At 53.2% G+C, this 23,798-nt stretch carries 20 protein-coding genes and 1 pseudogene; 12 read left to right on the top strand and 9 right to left on the bottom strand.

Annotated elements, in window-relative coordinates; genetic code table 11:
* Positions 1–87 precede the first annotated feature (87 nt).
* Positions 88–1,071 carry a hypothetical protein gene (locus tag HB779_RS23030; RefSeq protein WP_244642918.1) on the top strand — a complete coding sequence of 328 codons (984 nt, stop codon included), beginning with the start codon at positions 88–90 and terminating at the stop codon, positions 1,069–1,071.
* A 189-nt stretch (positions 1,072–1,260) separates the two neighbouring features.
* On the opposite strand, the gene HB779_RS23025 is transcribed toward HB779_RS23030, so the two are convergent.
* From HB779_RS23025 to HB779_RS23015, 3 genes are all read right to left on the bottom strand, one after another.
* Positions 1,261–1,755, bottom strand: coding sequence for a hypothetical protein (locus tag HB779_RS23025; RefSeq protein WP_188346723.1), 495 nt, complete (start codon positions 1,753–1,755; stop codon positions 1,261–1,263).
* 284 nt (positions 1,756–2,039) lie between these two features.
* Complete coding sequence (locus HB779_RS23020) at positions 2,040–4,157, bottom strand: HlyD family efflux transporter periplasmic adaptor subunit (RefSeq protein ID WP_188346722.1); 2,118 nt, start codon at positions 4,155–4,157, stop codon at positions 2,040–2,042.
* Entirely contained in the window at positions 4,154–5,392 is a 1,239-nt protein-coding gene (locus HB779_RS23015; RefSeq protein ID WP_244642916.1) for an efflux RND transporter periplasmic adaptor subunit, read from the bottom strand. Before HB779_RS23015 ends, HB779_RS23020 begins: the two co-directional genes overlap by 4 nt.
* A gap of 39 nt (positions 5,393–5,431) precedes the next feature.
* Here HB779_RS23015 and HB779_RS23010 point away from each other — a divergent pair.
* Positions 5,432–5,782: pseudogene (locus HB779_RS23010) on the top strand (LysR substrate-binding domain-containing protein); the annotation flags it as partial.
* Positions 5,783–6,107: 325 nt separating this feature from the next.
* Here HB779_RS23010 and HB779_RS23005 read toward each other — a convergent pair.
* Both HB779_RS23005 and HB779_RS23000 read right to left on the bottom strand, forming a co-directional pair.
* Positions 6,108–10,346, bottom strand: a complete 4,239-nt coding sequence (locus HB779_RS23005; RefSeq protein WP_188346720.1) for a type III effector HrpK domain-containing protein — start codon at positions 10,344–10,346, stop codon at positions 6,108–6,110.
* A 460-nt stretch (positions 10,347–10,806) separates the two neighbouring features.
* The gene (locus tag HB779_RS23000) at positions 10,807–11,034 is read right to left on the bottom strand and encodes a hypothetical protein (RefSeq protein WP_188346719.1); all 228 of its coding nucleotides are present in this window, start codon (positions 11,032–11,034) and stop codon (positions 10,807–10,809) included.
* Between the two features lie 41 nt (positions 11,035–11,075).
* On the opposite strand from HB779_RS23000, the gene HB779_RS22995 reads away from it, so the two are divergent.
* Entirely contained in the window at positions 11,076–11,741 is a 666-nt protein-coding gene (locus HB779_RS22995; RefSeq protein ID WP_188346718.1) for a TetR/AcrR family transcriptional regulator, read from the top strand.
* Positions 11,742–11,792: 51 nt separating this feature from the next.
* Here the strand turns inward: HB779_RS22995 and HB779_RS22990 are convergent, their stop codons facing one another.
* From HB779_RS22990 to aroQ, 3 genes are read right to left on the bottom strand one after another with little or no spacing between them, the layout of a single operon-like run.
* Entirely contained in the window at positions 11,793–13,088 is a 1,296-nt protein-coding gene (locus tag HB779_RS22990) for an MFS transporter (RefSeq protein WP_188346717.1), read from the bottom strand.
* A gap of 40 nt (positions 13,089–13,128) precedes the next feature.
* Positions 13,129–14,010 (bottom strand): shikimate dehydrogenase, encoded by an 882-nt coding sequence (locus HB779_RS22985; RefSeq protein ID WP_188346716.1) that lies wholly within the window; start codon positions 14,008–14,010, stop codon positions 13,129–13,131.
* A complete protein-coding gene (aroQ, locus tag HB779_RS22980; protein WP_188346715.1) occupies positions 14,007–14,462 on the bottom strand; it encodes a type II 3-dehydroquinate dehydratase in 456 nt (151 codons plus the stop codon). Before aroQ ends, HB779_RS22985 begins: the two co-directional genes overlap by 4 nt.
* Positions 14,463–14,692: 230 nt before the next feature.
* On the opposite strand from aroQ, the gene HB779_RS22975 reads away from it, so the two are divergent.
* Together HB779_RS22975 and HB779_RS22970 are read left to right on the top strand one after the other, a co-directional pair.
* Positions 14,693–15,535 (top strand): 3-keto-5-aminohexanoate cleavage protein, encoded by an 843-nt coding sequence (locus HB779_RS22975; protein ID WP_188346714.1) that lies wholly within the window; start codon positions 14,693–14,695, stop codon positions 15,533–15,535.
* Positions 15,532–17,424 carry a bifunctional sugar phosphate isomerase/epimerase/4-hydroxyphenylpyruvate dioxygenase family protein gene (locus tag HB779_RS22970; RefSeq protein WP_188346713.1) on the top strand — a complete coding sequence of 631 codons (1,893 nt, stop codon included), beginning with the start codon at positions 15,532–15,534 and terminating at the stop codon, positions 17,422–17,424. The genes HB779_RS22975 and HB779_RS22970 overlap by 4 nt, the downstream gene beginning before the upstream one ends.
* Before the next feature lie 125 nt (positions 17,425–17,549).
* On the opposite strand, the gene HB779_RS22965 is transcribed toward HB779_RS22970, so the two are convergent.
* The gene (locus HB779_RS22965; protein WP_188346712.1) at positions 17,550–18,110 is read right to left on the bottom strand and encodes a DUF2867 domain-containing protein; all 561 of its coding nucleotides are present in this window, start codon (positions 18,108–18,110) and stop codon (positions 17,550–17,552) included.
* 428 nt (positions 18,111–18,538) lie between these two features.
* On the opposite strand from HB779_RS22965, the gene HB779_RS22960 reads away from it, so the two are divergent.
* The 7 genes from HB779_RS22960 to HB779_RS22930 all read left to right on the top strand — a co-directional run bounded on the left by HB779_RS22960 (position 18,539) and on the right by HB779_RS22930 (position 23,777).
* The gene (locus tag HB779_RS22960; RefSeq protein WP_188346711.1) at positions 18,539–18,976 is read left to right on the top strand and encodes a DUF3617 family protein; all 438 of its coding nucleotides are present in this window, start codon (positions 18,539–18,541) and stop codon (positions 18,974–18,976) included.
* 2 nt (positions 18,977–18,978) lie between these two features.
* Positions 18,979–20,184: an acyl-CoA dehydrogenase family protein gene (locus HB779_RS22955; protein ID WP_188346710.1), complete on the top strand. Its 1,206-nt coding sequence runs from the start codon at positions 18,979–18,981 to the stop codon at positions 20,182–20,184.
* Positions 20,185–20,357: 173 nt separating this feature from the next.
* Positions 20,358–20,573: a hypothetical protein gene (locus tag HB779_RS22950; protein ID WP_188346709.1), complete on the top strand. Its 216-nt coding sequence runs from the start codon at positions 20,358–20,360 to the stop codon at positions 20,571–20,573.
* The gene (locus HB779_RS22945; protein WP_188346708.1) at positions 20,570–21,184 is read left to right on the top strand and encodes a class I SAM-dependent methyltransferase; all 615 of its coding nucleotides are present in this window, start codon (positions 20,570–20,572) and stop codon (positions 21,182–21,184) included. Before HB779_RS22950 ends, HB779_RS22945 begins: the two co-directional genes overlap by 4 nt.
* A 366-nt stretch (positions 21,185–21,550) precedes the next feature.
* On the top strand, positions 21,551–21,892 hold the full coding sequence (locus tag HB779_RS22940) for a YciI family protein (protein WP_188346707.1): 342 nt from the start codon (positions 21,551–21,553) through the stop codon (positions 21,890–21,892).
* A 121-nt stretch (positions 21,893–22,013) separates the two neighbouring features.
* Positions 22,014–22,232, top strand: a complete 219-nt coding sequence (locus tag HB779_RS22935) for a hypothetical protein (protein ID WP_188346706.1) — start codon at positions 22,014–22,016, stop codon at positions 22,230–22,232.
* A gap of 249 nt (positions 22,233–22,481) precedes the next feature.
* On the top strand, positions 22,482–23,777 hold the full coding sequence (locus tag HB779_RS22930) for a TIGR03032 family protein (RefSeq protein ID WP_188346705.1): 1,296 nt from the start codon (positions 22,482–22,484) through the stop codon (positions 23,775–23,777).
* Positions 23,778–23,798: the final 21 nt, after the last annotated feature.

Below are 23,798 nucleotides of genomic sequence, written 5' to 3'. Positions count from 1 at the left end.
TAAACCTTCATTCTATCTTGATTGGCCGTTGTCAATCGCAGATAGAAATTGGGTCAATTGGCGTCGCAAATCAACAGAGGGCCTCTCATGGAAACGAGAACACATCTGCCAATGAACAACGCGGCTGCTTCACGCGCATCAGACTTCACGCTGGCCGATTTTCTCAGCACCTATCGCTATTGGGCGCTCTTCTTTGCTTCACTTTTTGCAGCTGTCGGTTCAGGAGGGCTGATTACATTCTTACCGCTGATTTCTCAAACGGCCGGAAACACCACTCAAACTCTGGCTGTCTTCTATCTCGGCTCCACTCTTGGTTGGGTTGTCGCCGCCTTCCTGGCGTTTATCGTTGCTGCGCGCAATGGTCGGGCCGCTCTGGTTTCACCAATCGTCGTCTGCGGTATTGTCGCCGTTGGTTTTCTGGCGATGCCAGGGGCATTGGGATACTCCCCGTTCCTATTTCTATTTGGATTGGCAGCGGGGACAGTGCGGGCCGTTTTCCCTCTCGCCATCGCGATATTTCTGGTAAGCGGGCGGCCGGATAAAATCGACTTTGCCTGCGCTCTCACTCTGTTATCGACGACAATATTGATATCAGCACTCGCTCCAGCGGGCGCGGCAATGTTGTTCGCCCTCGATCAAAGTGGCTCGTCTGTTATCTGGGGTTTCCTAGCCTGCCTATTCCTTGCAATACTGGTTCTGCTGCCAGCTCGGCGCCTCGACTTCGATGAAACTCCACGCCAACGCCACAAGCCGTTACCGCAAATTCAGCGATCTCCCATCTTGGTTTGTATTATTTTGTTAGGGCTGCCGATCGTGCTCCTTCTGACAGGACTTAGCGCCAATTTCTTTCAGGTGAATGCATTCAAAAATCCTATCTTCGTCGTCCCCCCTGCTCGGCATTGCCGTGGGTGCTTTTATCTATTTTGCCTATTGGGTTTATCATATCCATGGAGAATTGGCGGGTGCGGCAGCCTCACAACGACTGCTCACGCCTCTTGCTGCCACCCTCATCGCGATCATGGTGCCGCTCGGATTGCCAATCCTGGTGATGACCCTTGGCGATCTTCTTAACGATCGCGCACGCGACGGGGGGCAGGGGTCTTCGATCTCGATTACCTGGCTCGCTATCTGGAGCGTTTTTCTGCCACCCCTCGCCATTGCCATGATACAAAATGCGGCAAACAAGAGCTATGCCACAGCTTAGCCGACGAAGCGGTGACGAGCGAGGAAAGTAGAAGGGCAGGTCGCACCAAGGCCACACTATTCATAACAAGTGAAGCCAAGCGTAGCCGATGCCGATGCAGAGCCTGCGCCCCCCGCCATGAGATTTGCTTTGAGCGCCACCGGCATGCACCCTACGTCTGGCAGCCAGAAACCGACATAGGTCGTTCTGTTCCAGGCGGACGAAGGAAGGGCCACGGTACTGTCCAGCAGTTTGCGCAACTTGACGCGCGGGGAGCCGGTTGCCTTGCTGGCTGATGTTTCCTTCGCCACGAGCCGCAGCCTGGCATTCGTTGGGAGTGGGGCCGTCGCATCGATGCGTATGATCACAATGGCCGAAGACGATGCCTTTTCGCCGATGATGACATTGCCAAGGCCAGCCGCGTTCGGCGCCAGCCTGTCTTCGGAAAACGTGCCTGTCGGGCTTTCGAACAGCCGTGCCTCAATTTTCAATACCGGCTTTGCATCCTGTGCAAAACCAGGCGATGCGGCGAAGACGACAAGGGCGAAAAGGCAAGCGACCAGGGTTCTCAAAGTTCAATCCTCGGTGAAGGCGTGCGATTGCTGGTAGATTTTGGATTTGGCAATCGTCGCATGAATGACATTCGGATTAAAATTTAATATCGCGTCGCTACTCCGAGAGACAAGCAGTACAAATGGCCGCATTCCATCCGGGAACTATTTGCAAGAGGACATATACATGAGTTGACCGAGGAACCTGGTTGAAACCATAGAATCATATTCATACAACAACAAAAACGAATATGATGCTGAACGTTGCCAAGCCATATCACGCGTCATCACGGTGCCTCTGATTTCTAAGCACCGGACTCTCGAACGAGTACTGTCAGGACGCGGCGCCAGCCGCGGGCCAACAGGCTTTCTGCCTTCCCGTCAATCAACAGAATGCCGCTGCGGGTCTGGTTCAGCTCAGGAGCGGTTTCTGTTACATTGGCAGTAACTGCGTATTGCGCCGATACAGGAACAAGGCGGCTATTGGAAGCGGGATGAACCGCCAATTTGCCGCCAAATTGTGATGTCAGCTGTGGTATCTCGATCTGCCTTGCGCCGGAGATGGCAAAGCCTGTCAATGACACCTTCAACTTGGTTTGCGTCACGTCATCGGGAATGAACCAGCCCTTGGCGCCTGCCTCGACCCGGGCGCGGTCTTCGCCGTAGACATAGCCGCGTACCACCGCGGCTCCAGTGCCGGACAGATAGGCAAATTGTTCCTTGCGCGATACCCATTGGCCGGGAACAATTTCCGAATTCAGATCGGCGATATGGCCGTCAAACGGCGCTCGAACGACCAGCTTCTGTTCGCGCGCCGCTAACCCCTCCCGTTTGGCATTCAGCCGCCGAAGCTCGTTTTCGACAACACCCTTCTGGATAAGGTCTTCGGAATTGGCGCCGATGCGTGCCAGACGGCGTTCCGCCAGGGCGATCTCGATATCGGCAAGTTTGCGGTCCTGTACAAGAGTCGGCGATGCAATCACAAACAGAACATCGCCCTTGCTGACGGTCTGGCCACGTTTGACATTGATCTGTTCGATACGGCCCGGTTCTTCAGAGTAAAGGCGCACGAATGTCTCAGGCAACAGGAGTGCCGGAGCACTAACGCGCGTCGACAGTGGCATTGCCAGCAAGGTAATGCCACCCAGCAAAATTGCCGCTGTCAGATAGGTGCGGCGGCTTCGCAAAATATCCTGTCGCATTGTCCACCATTCCTTGAGTTCGGACCAGACGGGGCGGATCATGAAGAAGCCGACCTCCACTGCAAAGAGCAAGATTCCAACCAGCTTGATTGTGAAATGATACACCAGCAGTGCAATGCCGACATACAGCAGCAGCCGGTAAATCGTCGTGCATATGGCATAGAATGTAACGATGGCATCGAGGCGCGGCGGAAAGGGCTCAGGTGGTGGATAGCCAACCCCGAACAGCAATTCGCGTAAACGCCAGCGCATGTGGCGGAACGCACGGGGTTGAAGGTTTTCCACACCCAGAAAGTCTGCCAGAATGTAATAGCCATCGAAACGCATGAATGGGTTGGTGTTGACCAGCAGGCTCAATATCCAGCCGACGGCAGCAAGCACGAACACGGCACTGCGCAACGGACCATCGGGGATGAAAGCCCAGAGAAACAATGCGAAGGCAGCAACGCAAAGTTCCGTGACCACACCGGCGCAATCAATCATGATCCGGGATTTACGGGATTTCAGACGCCAGGCGTCGGAAACATCCGTATAGAGCAGCGGCACCATGACCATGAACGCGACGCCCATCGTCGGTATGCGGCAGCGAAACATGTGTGCGACATAGGCGTGGCCAAGTTCGTGCATCGACTTGATCAGGACCACAGACAGAACAGATATGGCCGCACCCTCAAGCGAGAAGACATAAGGAAATGTCCCGACGAATTCATTCCATTGACGGGATACGAGATAGAGTCCGGCGAGGCCTACAAGCGCAGCAAAAAGCAGGAAAGCGCGTGTGAACAAAAATGTGACGTAGGGCCAGCTCTGGCGGATGAATCTCTCCGGTCTGACCAACGGTATACGGAAAAACAGATAATTGTGAATAAGCTGCATGAACAGCGAGTGCCGCCGTGTCGCGTTCTCGTATAATCCGCGCCATGTACCTGATAACGGTTGGGCCAAGAAGAAATTGGCATCGAGCATACGCATGACCATGCCGATTTCTTCAGGATCAGTTTCGCGGCCAAATCGCAGCCGTAGCGCGTGGTTCAATTCGTTGAGACTGCGGCTGCGGTTCCAGAGCGACAGCAATTGGAACATCTCATAGGTGACGCGAAAGAAGCGGTTGCGTATGGGGTCGAGGACGACCCAGACAGGTGCGCCGGAATAGCTCGTGCCGCCTCGAAGAATCTGCAGATCCTCACGCAGAGGCGGAAGAGGCAGTTCAGCTGGGTTCATAGCCCAAGCCGCTGCCTGATTGCCGCAATGGGGCGGCGGAACAAGTAGTAGGCCAACGGTACTTTGTCACCGGATATCTGTGCCGTGCCGCGAATGCCGAGCCGCATGCCGGCCTGGTTTTCGGCAAGCGATGCATAAATACGATAGGCGAGGATGTTGCCTTCGATCATCTGAGGCTCAAACGAGACGGCGCGCACTGTTGCCTTCATTGGCCGAAGCGGATCTGAATCAAGGAACGCGCGGACATTGGCTCCGGCTTTCACGGCAATGGCATCGGCAACGGGAACATCGACCCGGATCTGAATTCTGCCGGGATCAGCGACTTCCATCAACCGTTCACCGGTCGAAACGGGACGCCCGACCCAATCGCGTTTGTCAGTGTAGATAACGACACCCGCTTCCGGCGCTGTGACTTGCGTGCGCGCCAGCAAATCCCGGGCGTAATCGCGTTTAGCCGTGGCAAGCGATAATTCCGTGCCGGCAACGGCCAGATCGCCGCGCATCTTTGGATCGGCGATGGCGCCTTGCGTGACCTGTTTGAGCTTTGCCTCGGCAACATTGACCTCCTGCTCAGCGACCGCCAGTTCGTTGCGAAGCGCCGTATCGGACATGCGCAGCAGCAACTGACCATTGCTAACGTTCACATTCGGATCAACTTCGATCGATTCAATCACACCGTCTATAGGTGCTGCGACGATACGCGGATCGATAGGGACGATTTCAGTCGGCGCCAAAACTGTCAGAGGGACCGGTATGAACCCGGCAGCTGCGATAACGATCAGAGCGCCAAGTAATAGCGGCTTGAGGCGAATACGGCGTTTGAGTTTACGTTCACCCGTCAGCGCCGACCAGGCATGGCTGTAGGTTTCAGCAAGGCGGGATACGACGACGATATCGGTTTCATTCCACGGCACTTCACGTGCAAGAAGCATTCCCGCGAACACGTGGCCATCGCGCAGCTTAAGCGGAAACCATGCAAGGAACCGGTACGGGAACGTCTTGTGTTCCTCATCATCGGGCGCGCAATAGGCAGGCAGAGTAAACTCCCGCATTTCGCCAAGCCCGGCGTCTTTTGCAAGCGCCGCAATAATGCTCTCGATCCAGCGGATGCGAGGCGAGTCCCGCTCGACCTTCCCGACGGCCGAGACTGCGCCGACGCGCTGGTGTCCACCCTTGTCGGTAAACACGAAGACCTGCCGGGCGCGGCTGATCCTCGGTGTTTCGTTGGCAATCAAGAACGTTAGTTCACCAACGTTTTCAGCACGTCTTGTATCGCCTGGTTGTTTTCCAACGGTGCGGATGAAGTCGCCGTGCGGGTTGCTCCGCGTCTCGTTGTTAACAATGCCGTTGCAGTTCATCGCGCGGTACTTGCCGGTTCCGGCATCGCGATTCTTTCCCATATCCTTGCCGTTCCTGATATCGAGGCAGGCCGATTGATCAATCTGGTGCCAGACTTCCTGCCGGCCCGCCTGCCGATTAATCTGGTCTACTCCTCTCGGCGCAACATGCCGTTTCGCGTAAGAACCATCATCGAATATCTCGTGGCAGCGATGCGGGAGGATCCATTCATGGTCTCGTGGTCCGCTGCCGGGCCAAATGAATCTGCCCCCGAGGCCGAACTATAAGTAGCTGATGATCATGCGGATCGGCGCAGTATCGCGCGATGTGGCAATGCATCGTGAAAGTCTTGAACCAACGTCTGGTGACCAATCTTTCGAAGATCGAGATTCCATATGAAAGCGACAATCGCACTGAAAGATAGGCCGACATTCCGACAACCCGAAGTGCCGTCGTCCCGGTCGCTGTGATTGGCTTTGCGACACAATCCTCAACGCCAGGACCCAGGCCAGCTGTATTGGGCGGGTATTCCCGCAAATACGAGCTGGCATTCATTAAACGTCGGCACCGAAACTCTGCGGATCGCCTATGTTGAATAATCGATCTGCCACATCAAGCGCTGTCATCCGCTTTGCCGTCGATCTTATATTTCTTCAGATAATCTCCCAAAAGATCTCCATAATCGTTCTGGAGAGACGACGCCTTGCTTTCATTAATAGCTGCGAAAATGAACACTGATGCCAAGCTGAGGACGCCACCTGCGACGCCAAATCCTGCACCCAGCCCTTGGATCAAACGCGGAACCACAAGACCCGCGACGCCCATTCCACCTTCCACAGTAACCGCAGCACCGCCGAGGAGACCAATGGAACCAGTCGCGATACTCACGCCGCCGGTCGCTACATCGCCGTTTCTGATAGCCTTTACGCCATCGAAGATGCTGTAGGCCCCGAGTGCAAGATTGGCTAATCCCCCACCAAGCCCCCTGAATCCAAATTCGAACCTGCTTGCATTCTTTTGCAAGTATTCGTTGAACGTCTTCGGATCGTCGATTTTCTTTGGATCGATCCCCGCATTCTTCAGGTATTCGCGGTAGTTCTTCACCCCACCCTCAGCGAAAATGGCGGCCGTCTGGACGGAGCCAATTGCAATATCGGCCTTCTGGCGATCCGTCAGATTGCCGTTCGCACCGATGCCTCTGGCAATGGTGATACCACTCAGCAGCAGTCCGCTCACACCATGCTGGATACCTTTGTCAAAGAGCTGTTTGGCCGAGTTGTTAGCATCGATCACACCATATGCCCCAAGCCCTTTGGTACCTTGCCGCAGCAGCTCCCATTGCCCTCGGAAGGCGGCCAGAATCTGATCCGGTTTTGCAGGTTCACCATTTGCATTGACAAGAGATTCAGGATTCGTTTTGCCGATCTCCTCAATCATCTTCTCGACTTGCTTTTCATCCAGCTCATCGCCGCCATTGACACCAAACGCCTTCTTGAGGTCGTCAAACGACGCATTCTTGAATGCGCCGTCCTCAGCAATGGAGGTGAAATTCTCATTGAGTTTCTTATCGTACTTGCCCGTAAATTCAGGATCCAAAGCAGCGTTGTAGAGAGCGGCTTCCAGGCTGAAAGTGCTTATTGCTTCTTCGGCGGAGTGGTCTTTCAGCAATTCCTTCAAGCGATCGCCGGAGACCATCGATTTCTCGTAAAACTCCTGGAGTTCGCCATTGTGCTTGGAGTTTTTGACGGCGCCCTGCAAAGCTTTGGTGTCGTTAATTCCCAAAGCGCCCTGGTACATCTTCCCCATCTGGAAGAAGTTCGCAAGATTCTCTGTTGGCCCAATGGCTTTTCCGTCGTCGGACTTTGACTTCCACGACTTGTCGAGTTCTGCGCCGGTCTTGATGTCCTTGTCGTAGATTCCCATCAATGCGCTCTTGAGGTCTTTATCACTGTCGACAAAGTCCTTCAGTGTTTTCTCGCCTGTTTCATTCAGGAATTTGACAACCTCTGGATCCTTCTGGAGAGTTGTAATGCGTTCCTGGATTTCTTTCAGGACAGCTTCGGGGTCTCCGCCAACTCCGGCCCGGTCACCGAGTTTCTTTATGATGTAGTCCTTGTCCCACATGCCGGCCTGTTTGCCCATTCCGACGAGATCATATGCTTTCTGCAGATCGCGTACGACGGCAGCCTTTTCCTTAGGGCTGTATTTTTCCGGGTTCTTGAAAATCTCGTCGTCAAATTTCTCTACCTGCACATCTGATACGGCATTGCCGTCAGCAGCGCGTACAGCAAACTCAATTGCGCCTTTTGCATCCTTCGGTGCGTCATTGCTCAACCAATCCGATATGTCCGTTTTGGAAAGTTTTCCGTCGGAGCCGTTTCGCAGTTTGTCGTGGCTGGTCTCAAGAATATCAAAGCTGCCAGGCTTACTCCAGAAATCGAGTGCCTTCTTCAGGTCGTCGCTCATCAGCTTGGGGTTCTCGTCCTTGAATTTCTGAAGATCCTTGATCGTCAGATGATCCCCGGCACCCGTGGCATCTTTGATGGAGTCGAAATTCTCGTAAAGAGCAGAGCCATATTTCGCGATTAGCTTAGAGGCATCGTCGGCATCCCCATTCTTTTTCAGATAGTCGCCATACTTGTCACTGACTCCCGCCAGACTTGAGAAGCCGAACTTGCCAAAATCCTGCAAGCGTCCAGCTTCCGTTCCATGCTTGGCTTCGCCGCTCGGGGAGAAACCGTCGATCTTGTGATTGCCGACATCATCGCCGGAAAGCATTTTTCCTTCGGCGTCATATTTTTCGATACGCTCAAGTACCTGTACGGCGCGATAGGCAGCATCACGATCATGTTCGAAGTCGCCAACGCGATCCTTCAGCATGTCTTTTACGCCGCTCTGATTGCCGAGATTCTTGAGGAGCGGACTATCGTCAATAATTTGCCCGGCATCGCGCTTGTCATATTTCGGCAGGTCCCACTTGATGCCCAGCGCTTCCGCTTGCTTGCGAGCCTCCTCGTTCTTACCTGACTCAGATCGCTCGGGAAACTTGCCCTTCAGGTTTTCAAATCCGTATTTGCCAAAATCCTTCAGTCGTCCGGCTTCGGTCCCGTGACGGACTTCATCGGAATCAGTAATCCCATCGATCTTGTCATTCCCCACATCTTTGCCGGAATTGATCTTCCCGTCGGAATCGAATTTCTCGATATGCTTTAGAACTTGTGCGGCCCGGTAGGCCGCATCGGCATCATTTTCGTAATCGCCGACCCGTTTCTTCAAATCCTCCTTCATATTGTCGATATCCGGACGATTTTTACTGCCTTTCCTGTCAATCAGGTCGCTCAGCATGGGAGTGTCCTTGATGATGGATTTGGCTGAACGGTCATCATCTTTCGGGCGTTTCCACTCGATACCCAGAGCTTCGGCCTGTTCGTGTGCCTTCTTCTCGTCGATAATCTCGCCTGATCCGGGTTTGCCGTCCGCCGGTGGTTCCTTACCGGGCGCTGTTGGAGGAGCATCGTTCTTTGCGGGTACCTCATGCAGGTTGCCTTTCAGGTTCCGAAAGCCATACTTTCCGAAATCCTGCAGTCGGCCAGCTTCCGTACCGTGTTTGGCCTCGTTGCTGCTGGTGTAGCCATCGATTTTTTCGTTGCCGACCTTCTTGTCGTCCAGAAGTTTGCCGTCGCCGTCAAATTTCTCAACATGTTTGAGAACCTGTGCCGCACGGAATGCCGCATCAGCATCCCGATCGAAATCGCCGACACGCTCCTTCAGCATATCCTTTGCATTGCCGTGGTTCTGGAGGTTCTTCAGCAGGGGATTGTCGTCGATAATCTCTTTGGCTGATCGTTGGTCGCCTTCCGGCCGAACCCACTCGATACCAAGCGCCTCTGCTTCCTTGCGCGCTTCCTTATTGTCCTTCGGATCGAGCTGATCCGGCAACTCGCCCTTCAGATTTTCAAAACCGTATTTGCCAAAATCTTGAAGACGGCCTGCTTCTGTCCCGTGTTCCGCTTCACCGCTCTTGGTAAAGCCATTGATTTCATCATTACCGACGTTCTTGCCGTCCTGAATCTTGCCGTCATCGTCGAACTTCTCAATATGCTCAAGAACCTGTACGGCACGATAGGCTGCGTCGCGATCATGTTCGAAGTCGCCGACGCGATCCTTCAGCTTATCCTTCACACCGCTCTGGTTGCCGAGGTTTTTGAGAAGGGGATTGTCGTTGATGATGTCCTCAGCTGACCGGTTATCGCCCTCGGGAGTAACCCACTTTATACCGAGGCGCGCCGCATCCTCACGGGCTTTCTGATCACCCCAGAATGTGTTCGACTTTATGAGATCACCCTTCAGGTGTTCAAATCCATACTTGGCCAGATCTTTCAGCCGGCCAGCTTCCGTTCCGTGCTCTACCTGGTCGGAATCAGTGATCCCATCGATCTTGCCATTCCCGACATCTTTGCCAGAAATAAGGTTCCCGTCACTGTCGAATTTTTCAATGTGCTCAAGCACTTGGTCCGCCCTGAACGCGGCATCAGAGTCATTCTCGTAGTCGCCAACAAGTTTCTTCAGACCATCCTTGATGTCACCAACGTCTGGGCGGCCCTTGCCTCCATTTTCGTGATCAATCAGGTCTTTCAGCATGGGAGAGTTTTCAATGATGTACTTGGCAGAACGGTTGTCGCCCTTGGGCCGCTCCCATTCAATGCCCAAAGCCTCGGCTTGGTTGCGCGTGCTGTCGTCCGACGTTTCCTTTGTCGCAACAGAAATAATAGCATTCCACTTGGAAGCATCAAAGGATACCGGTGCTTCATTGGTATTGGCTTTTTGTGACTTCACTGTCGGTAAGGTCATTGAAGATTCCTCCATTCTTCACAGCAAATTGAAATCAATCAAAGTATCAATCACTTGGAATCGTTAACAGGCGACATTACGGAACCTGTGAGCGTTCGCGGTTCAGTAACATGGCTTCTCCTCCATCATATGAGCTTTACTGTGATGGAGCCCATCAGCCAGTCTCCCAAGCTCAGTTACAAGGACGGCTCAATTTGTCCTCGGACTTATACCGTAGCAAACTCCATGCCAGTCGCTTAAAACTTTATAACATATTGTAGTTGCGCTATTTTTTCCAAATGACGTTTTTTGAGTGCGTGTAGTTATGTGCGTATCTCCGCGCAAATTCTGAAAAGATGTGCGGATACTCACACATTATAACAAGAATGATAATATGAATTTTTTTGTGAGGGAAGGGAAGTATGGAATGGGTCAATCGCTGATTGGTCCAGGCACACATACGATTTGATGCGTCTGGAACTCAGAATAAAACCGCCCACAATGGATTGATCCAAACGATTAAATACCCGCGATCATGAAAGGTGAAGAACAATGAAAAGACTGGCAATTGTTCTTTTGTCGCTGGCTCAGCGCCGTGGATATTTTCGCCGGCAATTTGGATTACCGTGATATCGCGGGAAAACACGCTATCGCAGAAAATTACCGAAGACCCACGTTGGTATTGCGTTGGACGTATAGGTTCGTCCATTATGACGTATCGTTCATTGCAGCAGACAGATAGATTCAGGCATGCCAAACCAAACGCCTTCGCGAAAACGTTCAGCACCTGAGCGAAGCCGAACGAATGATCCGGACCGGACAAAAGCGGATATTCTTGCAGTCGCCACCGAAGAGTTTGCTACTTACGGCCTAAGCGGTGCACGCGTTGATGCAATTGCCGAGCGAACCCAAACCTCCAAGCGCATGATCTATTACTATTTTGGCGGCAAGGACGGGCTCTATCTTGCTGTGCTTGAAAAAGCTTACGCCGATATCAGAGCCATTGAATCTGCACTTGAACTTGATCTGCTTGATCCTGTGGAGGCTCTGCGCCGCGTCATCGACCAGACATTCGAGAATGATGACAGCCACACAGATTTCGTGCGCCTTGTGACCATCGAGAACATCAATCAAGGCAAGCACCTTGCCGAAGCAACATCAATCCGGGAAATCAACCTGCGGATTATCCAGATCATCAGCGCCATATTGGAACGAGGCCGCGCCAAGGGGCTGTTTCGCAGTGATCTTGAGCCCGTCGACATCCATATGATGATCAGCGCTTTCTGTTTCTTCCGCGTTGCGAACCGCCATACCTTTGGTGCGATCCACCGCATTGATTTGTCAGAGCCTGGCCGCAGGCAGAAACACAAGCAGATGATTGCCGATGCCGTGATCGGGCTGCTCCAGCAACAATAATAGGCGGAGTATTACCCCGCCCATTATGGTGATTTGCGCTGTCGTCCCGGTTTATTTTTTGCCGAGATCTTCCATCGGGGTTCGGTAAGTCTCCGAGGCGGTTGCAGCCGAAATCGCGGCGATCACGGCAGTTGCCGTTGTGAACGCTGCCACAGGGACCCAGCCATTTGGTCCGGTCCCAAGCAGCGCTGCACTGATGGTTGGTGCAAAGCCTCCCAAAGCAAAGCCGATTTGTGTGCCGATTGCCATGCCCGAAAGCCGGACCCGCGTATCGAACATCTCGCCGTAAAGAGCGGGCCACACCCCATTAGAGGCACTGTAGACCACTCCGGACAAAAGGATGCCGAGAACAAAGATCAGCGTCAGGTTTCCTTGGCTGATCGCCCATATGTAAGGCCAGATCAGTACTGCGCAACCAAGGGCACCGAAGATGAAGACCGGCTTGCGTCCTATGCGGTCTGCAAGAATGGCCCATGCGGGAATGGCACCAAGGGCAACAATGTTGGCCAGCACAAGAACAGTCAGCATCGTCGAGCGGTCGATATGCATTGTGTTGACCGCATAGGAGAGGGTGAACACGCTGAATATCGTACTGACGACGGAAATCAGCGCGGCGAAAACAATGCGCAACACGTCAGTCCAGTTGTTTTTGAACAGGACTATGAACGGCAGTTTTGATGCCTCGTGTTTCTTGGCCTCTTCGATGAATACCGGAGTTTCCGGTAGAGTACGACGCACCCAGAACCCGACAATGACCACAACAAGGCTGAGAAAGAATGGAATGCGCCATGCCCACGATAGCAGATCTGCCTCAGGCAGCTTTGCAATGGGTATAAAGACGAGTGTTGCCAGAATAAGTCCGGCTTGCGTCCCACTCAGCGTAAAGCTTGTAAAAAAGGCGCGGCGGTCAGGCGGCGCGTGCTCAAGGGTCATCGAGTTTGCCCCGGCCTGCTCGCCTGCTGCCGAAATGCCTTGTAAGAGGCGCGCGATGACAAGCAGGATCGGCGCGAGAATACCGACATGGTCATAGGTTGGCAGGCATCCAATGATGAAGGTCGAGAAACCCATCAGCAGCAGTGTAAATGTAAGGACCTTTTTGCGGCCGAACTTATCGCCGATGTGACCAAGGATGACGGCTCCGAAGGGCCGTGCAATATACGCTACGCCAAAGGTTGCGAACGAGGCAATGGTTGCCGCTTGAGGGTCTGCGGCGGAGAAAAAGATCTTTGGAAAGATCAACGCCGCCGCAGTCCCGTAAATGAAGAAATCATAATATTCGACGGCACTGCCGATCCAGCTGGCAAGTGCCGCTTTCCTGGGTGCTTTGACACCTGTTGGTTGATGCATGGAAGTCTCCTCCTCCTAAAGGCTTTCATTGGTGCCCGGCTCAGGCTGCGGCCTCCTTCGCTCCGGAGCCGAGTTGGATAAAATGGCGCATCATGCGCTCGTGATCGGGCCTCACCCCTGTAAAAAGACGGAAAGCTTCCACTGCCTGAAAGACCGCCATGCCGCCGCCATCAAGCGTGCGGCAGCCGAGATGGCGCGCTGCGCGAAGAAGAGCCGTTTCAAGCGGAAAATAGACAATCTCTGCTACCCAGAGTTTTGGGTGAAGCCATTCAACGGGCAGGGGCGTGCCGGGGTATTTGTCCATTCCAGTCGGCGTGCAATGAACCAGTCCGTCAGCTGCCGCGATATCGGTTGCGAGGTCTTTGGAGACGCGAATGCGGCTGGCGCCAAAATGCTCATTGAGCGCAGCAGCGGTCTCTTCAGCACGTGACTGGTCTTTGTCCGTCAGAACGAGTTCGCGAACACCCAGTGTCAGAAGGGCATGAGCAACCGCTGCACCGGCACCCCCAGCGCCGAGTTGCACGACTGAGGACAGGCGGGCACCGGGCAGGCCGCGCTTGAAGCTTTCGGAAAAACCCCACCAGTCTGTATTGTGACCGATGCGGCGCCCTCCCTGCAGCACGACGGTGTTGACTGCTCCAAGGGCGGCGGCGTCGGGGGAGAGTTCATCCAGATGGGGAATGATGGCCTGTTTGCAGGGATGAGTCACATTCAATCCGGCAAAGCCCATTCGTTCGGCCGCGATCAACAGGTCCGGGAGTGCTTCAGGCCCAATGCCGAGCCGTTCAAGGTCAATGGTCTGGTAGAGGAGCCGAAGGCCCTGCTCATCTCCTTCCCGCTCATGCATGGCGGGTGTACGTGATTTTTGAATGCCTGCACCGACGAGGCCAAGGAGAAAATGATCAGATGTAGACTTGGTCATCGGATAACCTTTTCGAGGAGTGCGGCAAGGTGATGTAAGGCGAGGATGTAGCCTTGCGTGCCACAACCGCAGATGACGCCGGTCGCAACATTCGATATGTAGCTGTGATGCCGAAATGCCTCACGCCGATGGATGTTGGAGATGTGGACCTCGATGATGGGGCAGGAGCATGCGGCCAATGCATCCATGATCGCGACTGATGTGTGGGAATACCCGGCAGGATTGATGACGACGCCCGAGACAGTTTCCCGTGCCTCGTGAATCCAAGTGATCAGTTCATGTTCGGCATTGCTTTGCCGGAAATCGATTGAAAACCCGAGTTCTGCCGCTAGATGCGCACATTGCGCCTCGACATCTGCAAGCGTCTCCTTGCCGTAAATTTCCGGTTGGCGCTTTCCAAGCAGGTTCAGGTTGGGTCCGTTAAGGACCAGAATTTTGTGAGCAATCGTCATTTTGCCGTCGCCCGATGCAACGGCTGACAAAGCGGCGCACCCGCACTGTTCGGCTGCATATGTCCTCCCATCTTCTCCCCCATCGCAACGTCACACTGCTGGTTCAGTCCGCGATTGACGCATAATGAACGAACTGGTACGTTCATGTCAAGGGCGTGCAAAGCCGCTGTTTGATCGGGTGCAAAAGCGGTCTTGTGCGATGTTTCAATACGGCCAAGGGAGGGGCCCGAATGAACCCAGTCATCATAGCAGTTGCGATCACCGGATCGGTACCGCGCAAGGCGGACAATCCAGCTCTACCGGTCAATCCATCCGAGCAGATCGAATCTGCGCACGAGGCCTATGAGGCAGGCGCATCCCTGGTGCACATCCATGTGCGCAACCATGACGAGAGCCCTTCCTCATCACCGGAAAAATTTGCTGAAGTGCAGGATGGTATCGTCAAATATTGTCCGGGCATGATTGTGCAATTTTCCACAGGGGGACGCGGACGTGATCCGGGTTTGCGCGGTTCGGCACTTTATCTCAAGCCGGATATGGCCTCGCTATCGACGGGATCTGTCAACTTCCCGAATATCGTCTACGAAAATCATACAACGCTTGTGAACGATCTCGCCAGCCGGATGAAACACAATGCTATCCGGCCTGAGATCGAGATATTTGACCTGTCGCATTTGCACAGCGCGCGGCGGCTGGTTGAAACCGGACTGATGGATGACCGCCCGCATGTGCAGTTTGTCATGGGGGTGGAGAATGCGTTGCCTGCCGATGAACATCTGCTCGATCTCCTGCTGGGTGAATTGCGGCGCCTTTTGCCAAAAGCTACATGGACGGCAGCCGGAATTGGGCGCCATCAGGCAGCTGTCATGGAATGGGCATTGCTCCGCGAGGCAGACGCTGTGCGGACAGGCCTCGAAGACAACATTCGCATAACCAGGGAGCGATTGGCCCGCAGCAACGCCGAGTTGGTGGAGATCGCTGCGGACACAATCTCGCGCCACAGGCGTCGTGTAGCGAGCTGTGCGGAGGCGCGTGCAATGCTGTCGGCGCCGCAACATGGAGATGCCGCATGAAAACATCCATTGCAACCGTCTCGCTCAGCGGCGAATTGCCGGAAAAACTGAACGCGATAGCCAAGGCCGGTTTCGACGGAGTCGAAATATTCGAGAATGATTTCCTCGCCTTCGATGGCAGCGCGCGTGATGTGGGCAGGATGGTCCGGGATCACGGGTTGGAAATTACGCTCTTTCAGCCTTTTCGCGATTTTGAAGGCATGCCGGAACCGCAGCGGTCGCGAACCTTCGATCGGGCAGAGCGCAAATTTGACGTGATGCAGGAACTAGGAACGGATTTGGTTCTGGTGTGTTCCAATGTTTCCCCGATCGCTCTTGGCGGCCTTGACCGTGCGGCTGCGGATTTCCATGAATTGGGCCAACGTGCGGCCAAACGCGGTCTGCGTGTCGGATACGAGGCACTGGCATGGGGACGGCACATCAACGACCACCGTGATGCGTGGGAAATCGTGCGGCGTGCCGATCACGCCAATATCGGTCTTATCCTTGACAGTTTCCACACGCTGGCGCGCAAGATCGATGTCAGCTCGATCCGCTCCATCCCGAAGGAGAAAATCTTCATCATTCAACTGGCGGATGCGCCGCTTATCAATATGGACCTTCTCTATTGGAGCCGTCACTACAGGAACATGCCAGGAGAGGGGGATCTTCCCGTTCTGGACTTCATGCGTTCGGTGGCAGCGACTGGCTACGACGGATATCTCTCCCTTGAAATCTTCAATGACCAGTTTCGGGGTGGTTCTTCAAAATCGATTGCGGTAGACGGACACCGCTCGCTTATCTATCTGGGTGATCAGGTAGTCCGGAATGAACCGGATGTCGCGATGACTGTCCCCGCAATGCCCAACGTGGTTGAAGTGAACGGGGTTGAATTTGTGGAATTTGCCGCCAGCGCCGAGGAGGCGAAGGAACTTGCCTCCCTTTTGCGGGTTCTTGGCTTTCGTAAGACCGGAAAGCACAAAACCAAAAGTGTTGTTCGCTACAGCCAGGGCAATATCAACCTTGTGATCAATACCGAGCGTCAGGGTTTTGCCCATTCATCCTATGCGGTCCATGGTACGTCAGCCTATGCGCTTGGTCTTAACGTGGCTGATGCGCATGCGGCCTCTGAGCGGGCTCTGGCACTTGGCGCCGAACCTTTCGAGCAGCCGACGGGGCCAGCCGAGATGATAATACCTGCTGTTCGCGGTATCGGCGGGGATGTGCTCTACTTCATTGATGACAAGCCTGAATTTGTGAACATCTGGGAACAGGAGTTCGAGCCTGTCACCGAAAATGAGACAACACAGGATGCGGGGTTGCTGCGATTTGATCATGTCGCGCAAACCATGAATTTCGACGAAATGCTCACATGGCTGCTCTTTTACACCTCTATTCTAAAGGTAAAGAAGACACCGATGGTTGATATCATCGATCCCTCAGGGATTGTTCGCAGCCAGGTTGTCGAGAATGATGCGGGCTCATTGCGCATCACGATGAACGGTGCTGAAAACCGTCGCACGCTCGCGGGTCATTTCCTTGCAGAGAAATTTGGATCAAGCATCCAGCACCTTGCATTCGAAACGGATGACATCTTCAAGACAGTTGAGGCGTTGAAGGCGAACGGATTCATTCCTCTGGAAATTTCGGCCAACTATTATGATGATGTAGAAGCCCGGTTTGGTCTTGATCCTGATTTGTCCGACAGGCTGAAAAAGGCAAATATTCTCTATGACCGCGATGAAAGTGGGGAGTATTTTCAACTCTATAGCCCGAACTATGGCGAGGGCTTCTTCTTTGAGATTGTTGAACGGCGAGGCTATAATGGATACGGCGCGCCCAATGCCATCTTTCGTATAGCTGCGCAGAAGCGATATATTCGCCCGCATGGCATGCCAAAACAGCACTGATCTTATGCCGGCGGCCATACCTTTGACGGTGCTTTTGCGCTGCTCCAAGCAGCCTTTCGGAAAAGTGATTAATCTGCCGGGCCAACTACCACTGAAAATACTCATCAACGAAATAGGTGGCCGAATTACACCTGTACGAAGGAAGTTCCTGTTGATCTGGGCCAGCCCATGCGAGCAGCGCGGCGTAGGCTTGCTTGCACGACCAGACGATGAAACGGCGCGATTAGAAAAATATAAATACGCCCTAAGCGGTTGTGACAGTGAACAACAGAGGTAAAGATCAGACTTTGCTCCTCTTGCGTTGCCACCGGGCTGGCGCAAAGGACAGACAGACGAAAGTCTAAATGTTTATCATCCTCTCCAAACACGATTTCAAGGCCGCTTTTGCCATAGATCTTGAATATTCCAAGGCGATTCGTCTGGTCGCGCTCACCAAGGGATTTGAGATGACGGGCTGTCTTAAGACCCAATCCAGCAACGAGAGCATCTCGCATTTTGATGAGGCGGCCGATCCAAGGTGGTTGCTGGGAAAAGATGAATCTGGCCAGCAGCTCCGGGTCTGTGAGGGTGCCATTTGGAAGTTGAACCGAGTACGCGTCAGCTAAGTGTACCAATTCGTAGGTATGGCCTATCGTTGCCTCTGCAGGTATGGGCACAGATGTGACACGTTCGTATTTTGTTGGCATCATGTTTACCCTAATTATTCTGCGACTTTCTGCCAATTGGGATCGTCTCAAAAAACAGAAAAACCATACGCTAAGCGCCGGAGAGCGGTCTGAACTTCCCCGCTTCGGCCTTGGCGCAACCGCGCCAGAGGCAGCCGCGATCCAATCAATGTGCTCGTAACTCCATGAAGTTGCAAGCGCTCGCTAGATGGGATTTTTCGTCCGCTTCAGAAATTGATCAAGCCTCTGGCCATTGATGAGATCTGACGGGTCTCGGGACATACCGCGTAAATTACTCCTGTATCCATCCTGACAGAGCCTCATTCAATGATCGGCATATGCCAGCAGAACGGGGAATTGAGTTCTGTTAGTCATGGTTTGCGAAGCTAGATGCACCATTGGTGGGCGTTAAGTTACGGGCCGAATTCGCGGAAAATAGAGGAGCGAATATGAAGGTAAGGCGGCAAATTATTTGGGCAGCGGCAATTCTGGCCGCTCAGAGCGCCGCAGCGTTAGCCGACGATATTCCGCAACGCAAAGCGGGATTATGGGAAACGACGATAGAAGTGAATGGCAAGAGTGTTACGACGCGCCAATGTGTGAGTGATGCCACCGATGCGCTTATTATATCAGCCCAAGCTCCCGCCGATGCCTCATGTTCTAAACGTCTCGTCACCAAAACGTCGGACGGTTATCTGTCGGAATACAACTGCAAGATCGGTTCTGTTGTCTTGGAAGGGAGAACGGTGGTGACGGGCGATCTAAACTCGGAGTTCAAGCTGGAAAGCAACAGCGTCAGGTCAGGCATGCCCAACCGGCCGGACGGGATCTCTCGCACGATCTTGGCCGTAGCTCGTTGGTTAAGCCCTTGTGAGCCGGGAAAGTAGTTATGCACTCAAACATTCTTCCCTCCTTGGAGAAAAAAGCGGATCGAACGGAATTTTCTGTACTTATTGACAGAGTACGCGAACTCAAGCCGATCCTCAGTGCATCGGCGCGTGAAACCGAAAACAACCGCCGGGTTTCCCAAACAACGATGAAATTGCTGATAGATGCCGAACTCACTCGGATGCTTCGTCCGGCGGCATTTGGCGGCTTTGAATATGGCCCAAGTGAACTTAGTCTGATTGCATATGAATTGGGTCAAGCCTGCGGCAGTACCGCGTGGTGCGGGGCTTTGGCTATTGCTTATCCGTGGCTGGTGTCACACTTTTCATTGGAAGCCCAACGGGACGTCTTGAGCGACCCAGATTGCGTCTTAGCCAGTTCTTTATTTCCCAGCAAATGCGTGGAAATTGTACCGGGAGGCATAAAGATCGCTGGACTTTGGCGAAACGCCAGTAACTGCGACAACAGTCAGTGGCTCATTCTGGGAACTCTCGTTCCTCAATCGGTGGGAAATCCAGAGTTCATGTGGGCTCTCGTTCCAACTGCCCAAACCACAATAGATCAAGATTCATGGCTGACCTGCGGTCTTCAAGGTACCGGTAGCAAGACCGTTCGCATTGACGCACCCATCTTTGTTCCAGATTACAGGCTCCTGCGTTTCGCCGATATTACGACGGGCACGGCTCCAGGCAGGCTGCTTCACGGCAATAGGATGAGCCTCTATCAGTTTACCACCTTCATTGCTGTCGCTCTGGCATCACCGATCCTGGGTATGGCGCAGGGTGCGCTAGACGCATTTGTTCAAACGTCTCAGACAAGGACCCGTTTTGCTCCAACGTTTACAATACTCCCTCTGGCTGGTTCTCCAATCATCCAAGCCACGATAGGAACAGCTTCAGCGATGATAGAATCCGCGCTCGCGTTGCTTCACAATAGTCTGGTCGCGGCGGAAGAAAAGATACGTCTGGGAATTGCTTTGGAACCCAAAGAACGTATTGCCCTTCGCCGCAATCAGAGTTTCGCCGCAAGGCAGTCTATTTCTGTGGTCAACGATTTGTTTTCCAAACAAGGTGCGTCGGGTAACGATCTCGCTGGTCCGGTTCAGCGCTTTTGGCGGGACGCCAATGCAGGCGCATTACACATATATCTCGATTGGGATGCCGTCGGGGCCATGTATGACAACAAAGGCTTGGTCTGCCACCGGTAGGATTTTTTTAAGAATGCTTTTGGTCGCGCTTACAGAAATTGGAGTGCAGCCGGAACAAAGTATGTTGCCCAACAGAATCTATCATGTGTTCAGAAATTGTATGCATATGCCGACTGTCTGCAACGCGTGGCTTTCGTAAACTGACTCTCAAATCGCAAAAGGGTCACAGCTTCATGAACATAATGAAACACGTTGAGCAATCCACGCCTTACCTGACAAAAGAGATCAATGTCCCTGAGAGCAAAATGATCCTCCTGCGACCTTTGATGGATAGCCGTGAGGCAAAAATTGTGGTTGATGACAGCTCCCGCAAAATCACTACATTTCAGATAAGCCGCATCCCCAATACCTTTGCCAAAGCATGCAAACTTGGAGTGGAAGTCCGATGAGCCGCCCCCGCTTCATTGCCCGGCAATTTGCACGCCCTTCGGGTTTTCTGGGTCGTTTTATTGCTATGGCAATGAACTACGGCAACGCGTCAATGAATGCGTTTGCGGTAGAAAAGTTAGAAGCCGATGCGACGGATAGAATACTTGAAGTCGGTTTCGGTGGCGGAGTAACTCTGCCATCCCTTCTTGAAAAAGCTGGTTTTGTTGCAGGTGTTGATCGCTCCCCGGACATGGTGGCCCGCGCCAAGAAAATGTTTGCTGGAGCGATCGCTTCCAAACGCGCTGAATTTCATGAAGGCAATGTAGAAACATTGCCGTTTCTGTCCGAAACCTTCACCAAGGTGTGCACTGTCAACACGGTTTATTTCTGGCCCTCACTCGATGTTGGTTTTGAAGAAATTTATCGTGTGCTTGCCTCGGGTGGCCGACTGGTCATTGGCTTTCTTCCGAAAGAGCGCATGGATCTTATGCAACTCCCAACAGATGTATTTACGGCGCGCACAGTTGAAGAGATTGTTGCATCATTGACGAGAACTGGTTTCGGCAATGTGCGCGTCGAACGTCCAGAATCCACAACGGCTTGGTGTGTTGTTGTAGGGATGCGCCAGTAAATCGCCAATACATTTCATTGCAGGCATTATTGGGACGAAACACGCGTTTTGATCAATGTCAGGCAAAATCGCCTCTTCACGCACGCATTGCGATTGATGGAAAATCAACGTCTTTGCAAGACCTCGGTTATTGAGAAGTTCTTCCTACACTGGGCACAATCTAATCTGCTCTATTGCTTTCTATTTTTATCTGAATTTGAAACTGCACAGCTGCCTCCAAGTCAAAATTATACTTGATATTGGATCATGTCTCCGGCCTCGAATACCGTCAAATGCCGATAGAACGCGCCGCCTTATCTTTGTTAGGCATGTCTAACCTCTCAAATGAATGTGGACATGTGATCCAACAATGGTGGTGTTCAAAGAATGTTCTTAGTGACTTTGACATATTTGGCTTCCCCTGAGGTCATCAATGGAGGTTTGCGCGAGCACGTTGCCTTTTTGGAAAGACATCATGTGACGGGTATGTTTTTGGCATTTGGTGCGAAGATTCCCCGAAATGGCGAAGTTATTTTGGTTCGTCCAACCACTCAGCAGGAGTTGTGGAAGATATTGCGGGAAGATCCCTTCAGCCAAGGGCATCTTGCATGTTATGAATCGCAAGAATTCCTGGCGTCGAATATTCAGCCGGATCTCTTCAAACTGCTCCATCAAGGTTGTACGGACTCCGGTGCAGCGGTGGCACTTTCATCCAGGCCATCTCGATGATCGCGGCAACTCCCACTTGCACTCACGTAGGGCTAATACCCGTCAAATCTCCAAAGAATTGCACGCAAGACCCGTGGCGAGCTCGGGAAGTGTTCCCAACATACCCCCAAGGAGTCGCATGATGGATTCATCAGATATCGCGCCAAAAATCGCGACCAAAGCATCGCAACGCTGGCAATCTTACTATGCCTGGTTACCCGTATGGACTTGTGATGATACCGGCATATTTTGGCTTGAGACCGTTTGGCGTGCGCGCGACGAGCATAACAAATGGCAATATAAATCCCGGCGAACCGAAGATGAAAAGAATGAAGATCTGATCACCAGGGTCTACTTTTGAATGCCTGACACGAGTGATCGGTGCGGGGCCATGCGATTCTTTATCCGCTTTCCGCGCATGCTTGATATTTGCCAATGTGCCCAATTCTACCTTGTCCTGTAGCCCAAACTTTGCGGCAAAACGGCAACAAATACGTATTTCTTCGCAAAAGTCCATCCGGTATGGCCTCGTTTGCTGGCATATGCCGACTATTCACGATGAGACGCGCTCGTAAAACTGACCCAAGATTTTTGAGAGGGTTGGAACTTTATGGGCGCTATAAAACAAGCCGGGAATTCGACTGAAGCGTCGCTGGGCGAGATAGATGTTCTGGGGGCTGACATCGCACTCCTGCAGACGTCAACCGGCGCGCATGATGCGGACGATGCAGTTGCTGGCCACCATGCAAAACCGCTCCGTCAAGAAGAACCGACCCCATCAGACATAGGGACTGTTACTTATTCCGCTTCACCGGGTTTTGTCAGTCTTCTGGTGCGGCTGGATGTTTCGGTAGCAGTCTCGTCCTATCAGTCGGGAAAGTTTTATCTGCTGGGTCACAATCCCAATGGCGGGCTGATGATCAACGAGCGGTTGTTCCTCAAGGCCATGGGCATTGCCGCGCACGGCGATACGTTGCTGCTGGCAACGCAGTTCCAAATTCAGCGGTTCGAGAATGTGCTGGAGCCGGGTGAGCTGGTCAACAGCACGTTCGATGCGTGCTATGTGCCGCGCATCACCTACACAACCGGCGCGCTTGATGCTCACGATATCGGCTTTCTCGCCGATGGCTCGATCATCTTTGTCAACACCCGCTACAATTGTCTGGCGAAACTTTCACACAAACGCAGCTTTACGCCAATATGGAAGCCGCCGTTCATTTCGGCGATTGTCGATGAGGACCGCTGCCATCTCAACGGCCTTGCCATGGAAAATGGCATGCCGCGCTATGTGACAGCTGTCAGCCGTTCCGACACGATCGACGGCTGGCGCGATCGCCGTGCGAATGGCGGCATGGTGATGGACGTGGCGAGCGGCGAAATCATCTGCGATGGACTGTCGATGCCGCATTCGCCGCGTCTTTATAAAGACAGGCTGTGGGTGCTGAATTCCGGTGCGGGTGAGCTTGGCTGGATCGATCGTGAGACAGGCAAATTCCATTGTCTTGCCTTCTGTCCGGGTTTCCTGCGCGGTCTGGCATTCCACGGACGCTATGCTTTCGTTGGTTTGTCCAAGCCGCGCTATGCCCGCTTTGAAGGTTTGGCACTGGATGAACGACTGACTGCCGCCGATTCAGAAGCCTGGTGCGGCATACAGGTGATCGATCTTGAGACGGGAACCTGTGTCGAATGGTTCCGCATTGATGGTGATGTCGCGGAAATCTACGACGTGGCTACCTTGGCGGGCATTTCCTGCCCGATGTCGCTGGGCTTTGCCAACAGCGAGATCGAGACGCTCATTACCCACGATCCTCTCGTCATACCGCATCAGCCGCCACCGCAAGATCATGCGGCTCCCCGCTGCGATGGTTCGAGCTCCGGTCAAGCGTCCGTTGAGGCTGCCGCCTGAGCCAAACTCCGACGCAGAACC

Origin of the sequence: Phyllobacterium sp. 628 (genome assembly GCF_014189505.1) — a bacterium.
Taxonomy (GTDB): Bacteria; Pseudomonadota; Alphaproteobacteria; order Rhizobiales; family Rhizobiaceae; genus Phyllobacterium.
The sequence above is the reverse complement of the archived record's forward strand: the minus strand, read 5'-3'. Positions and strand labels throughout refer to the sequence as shown.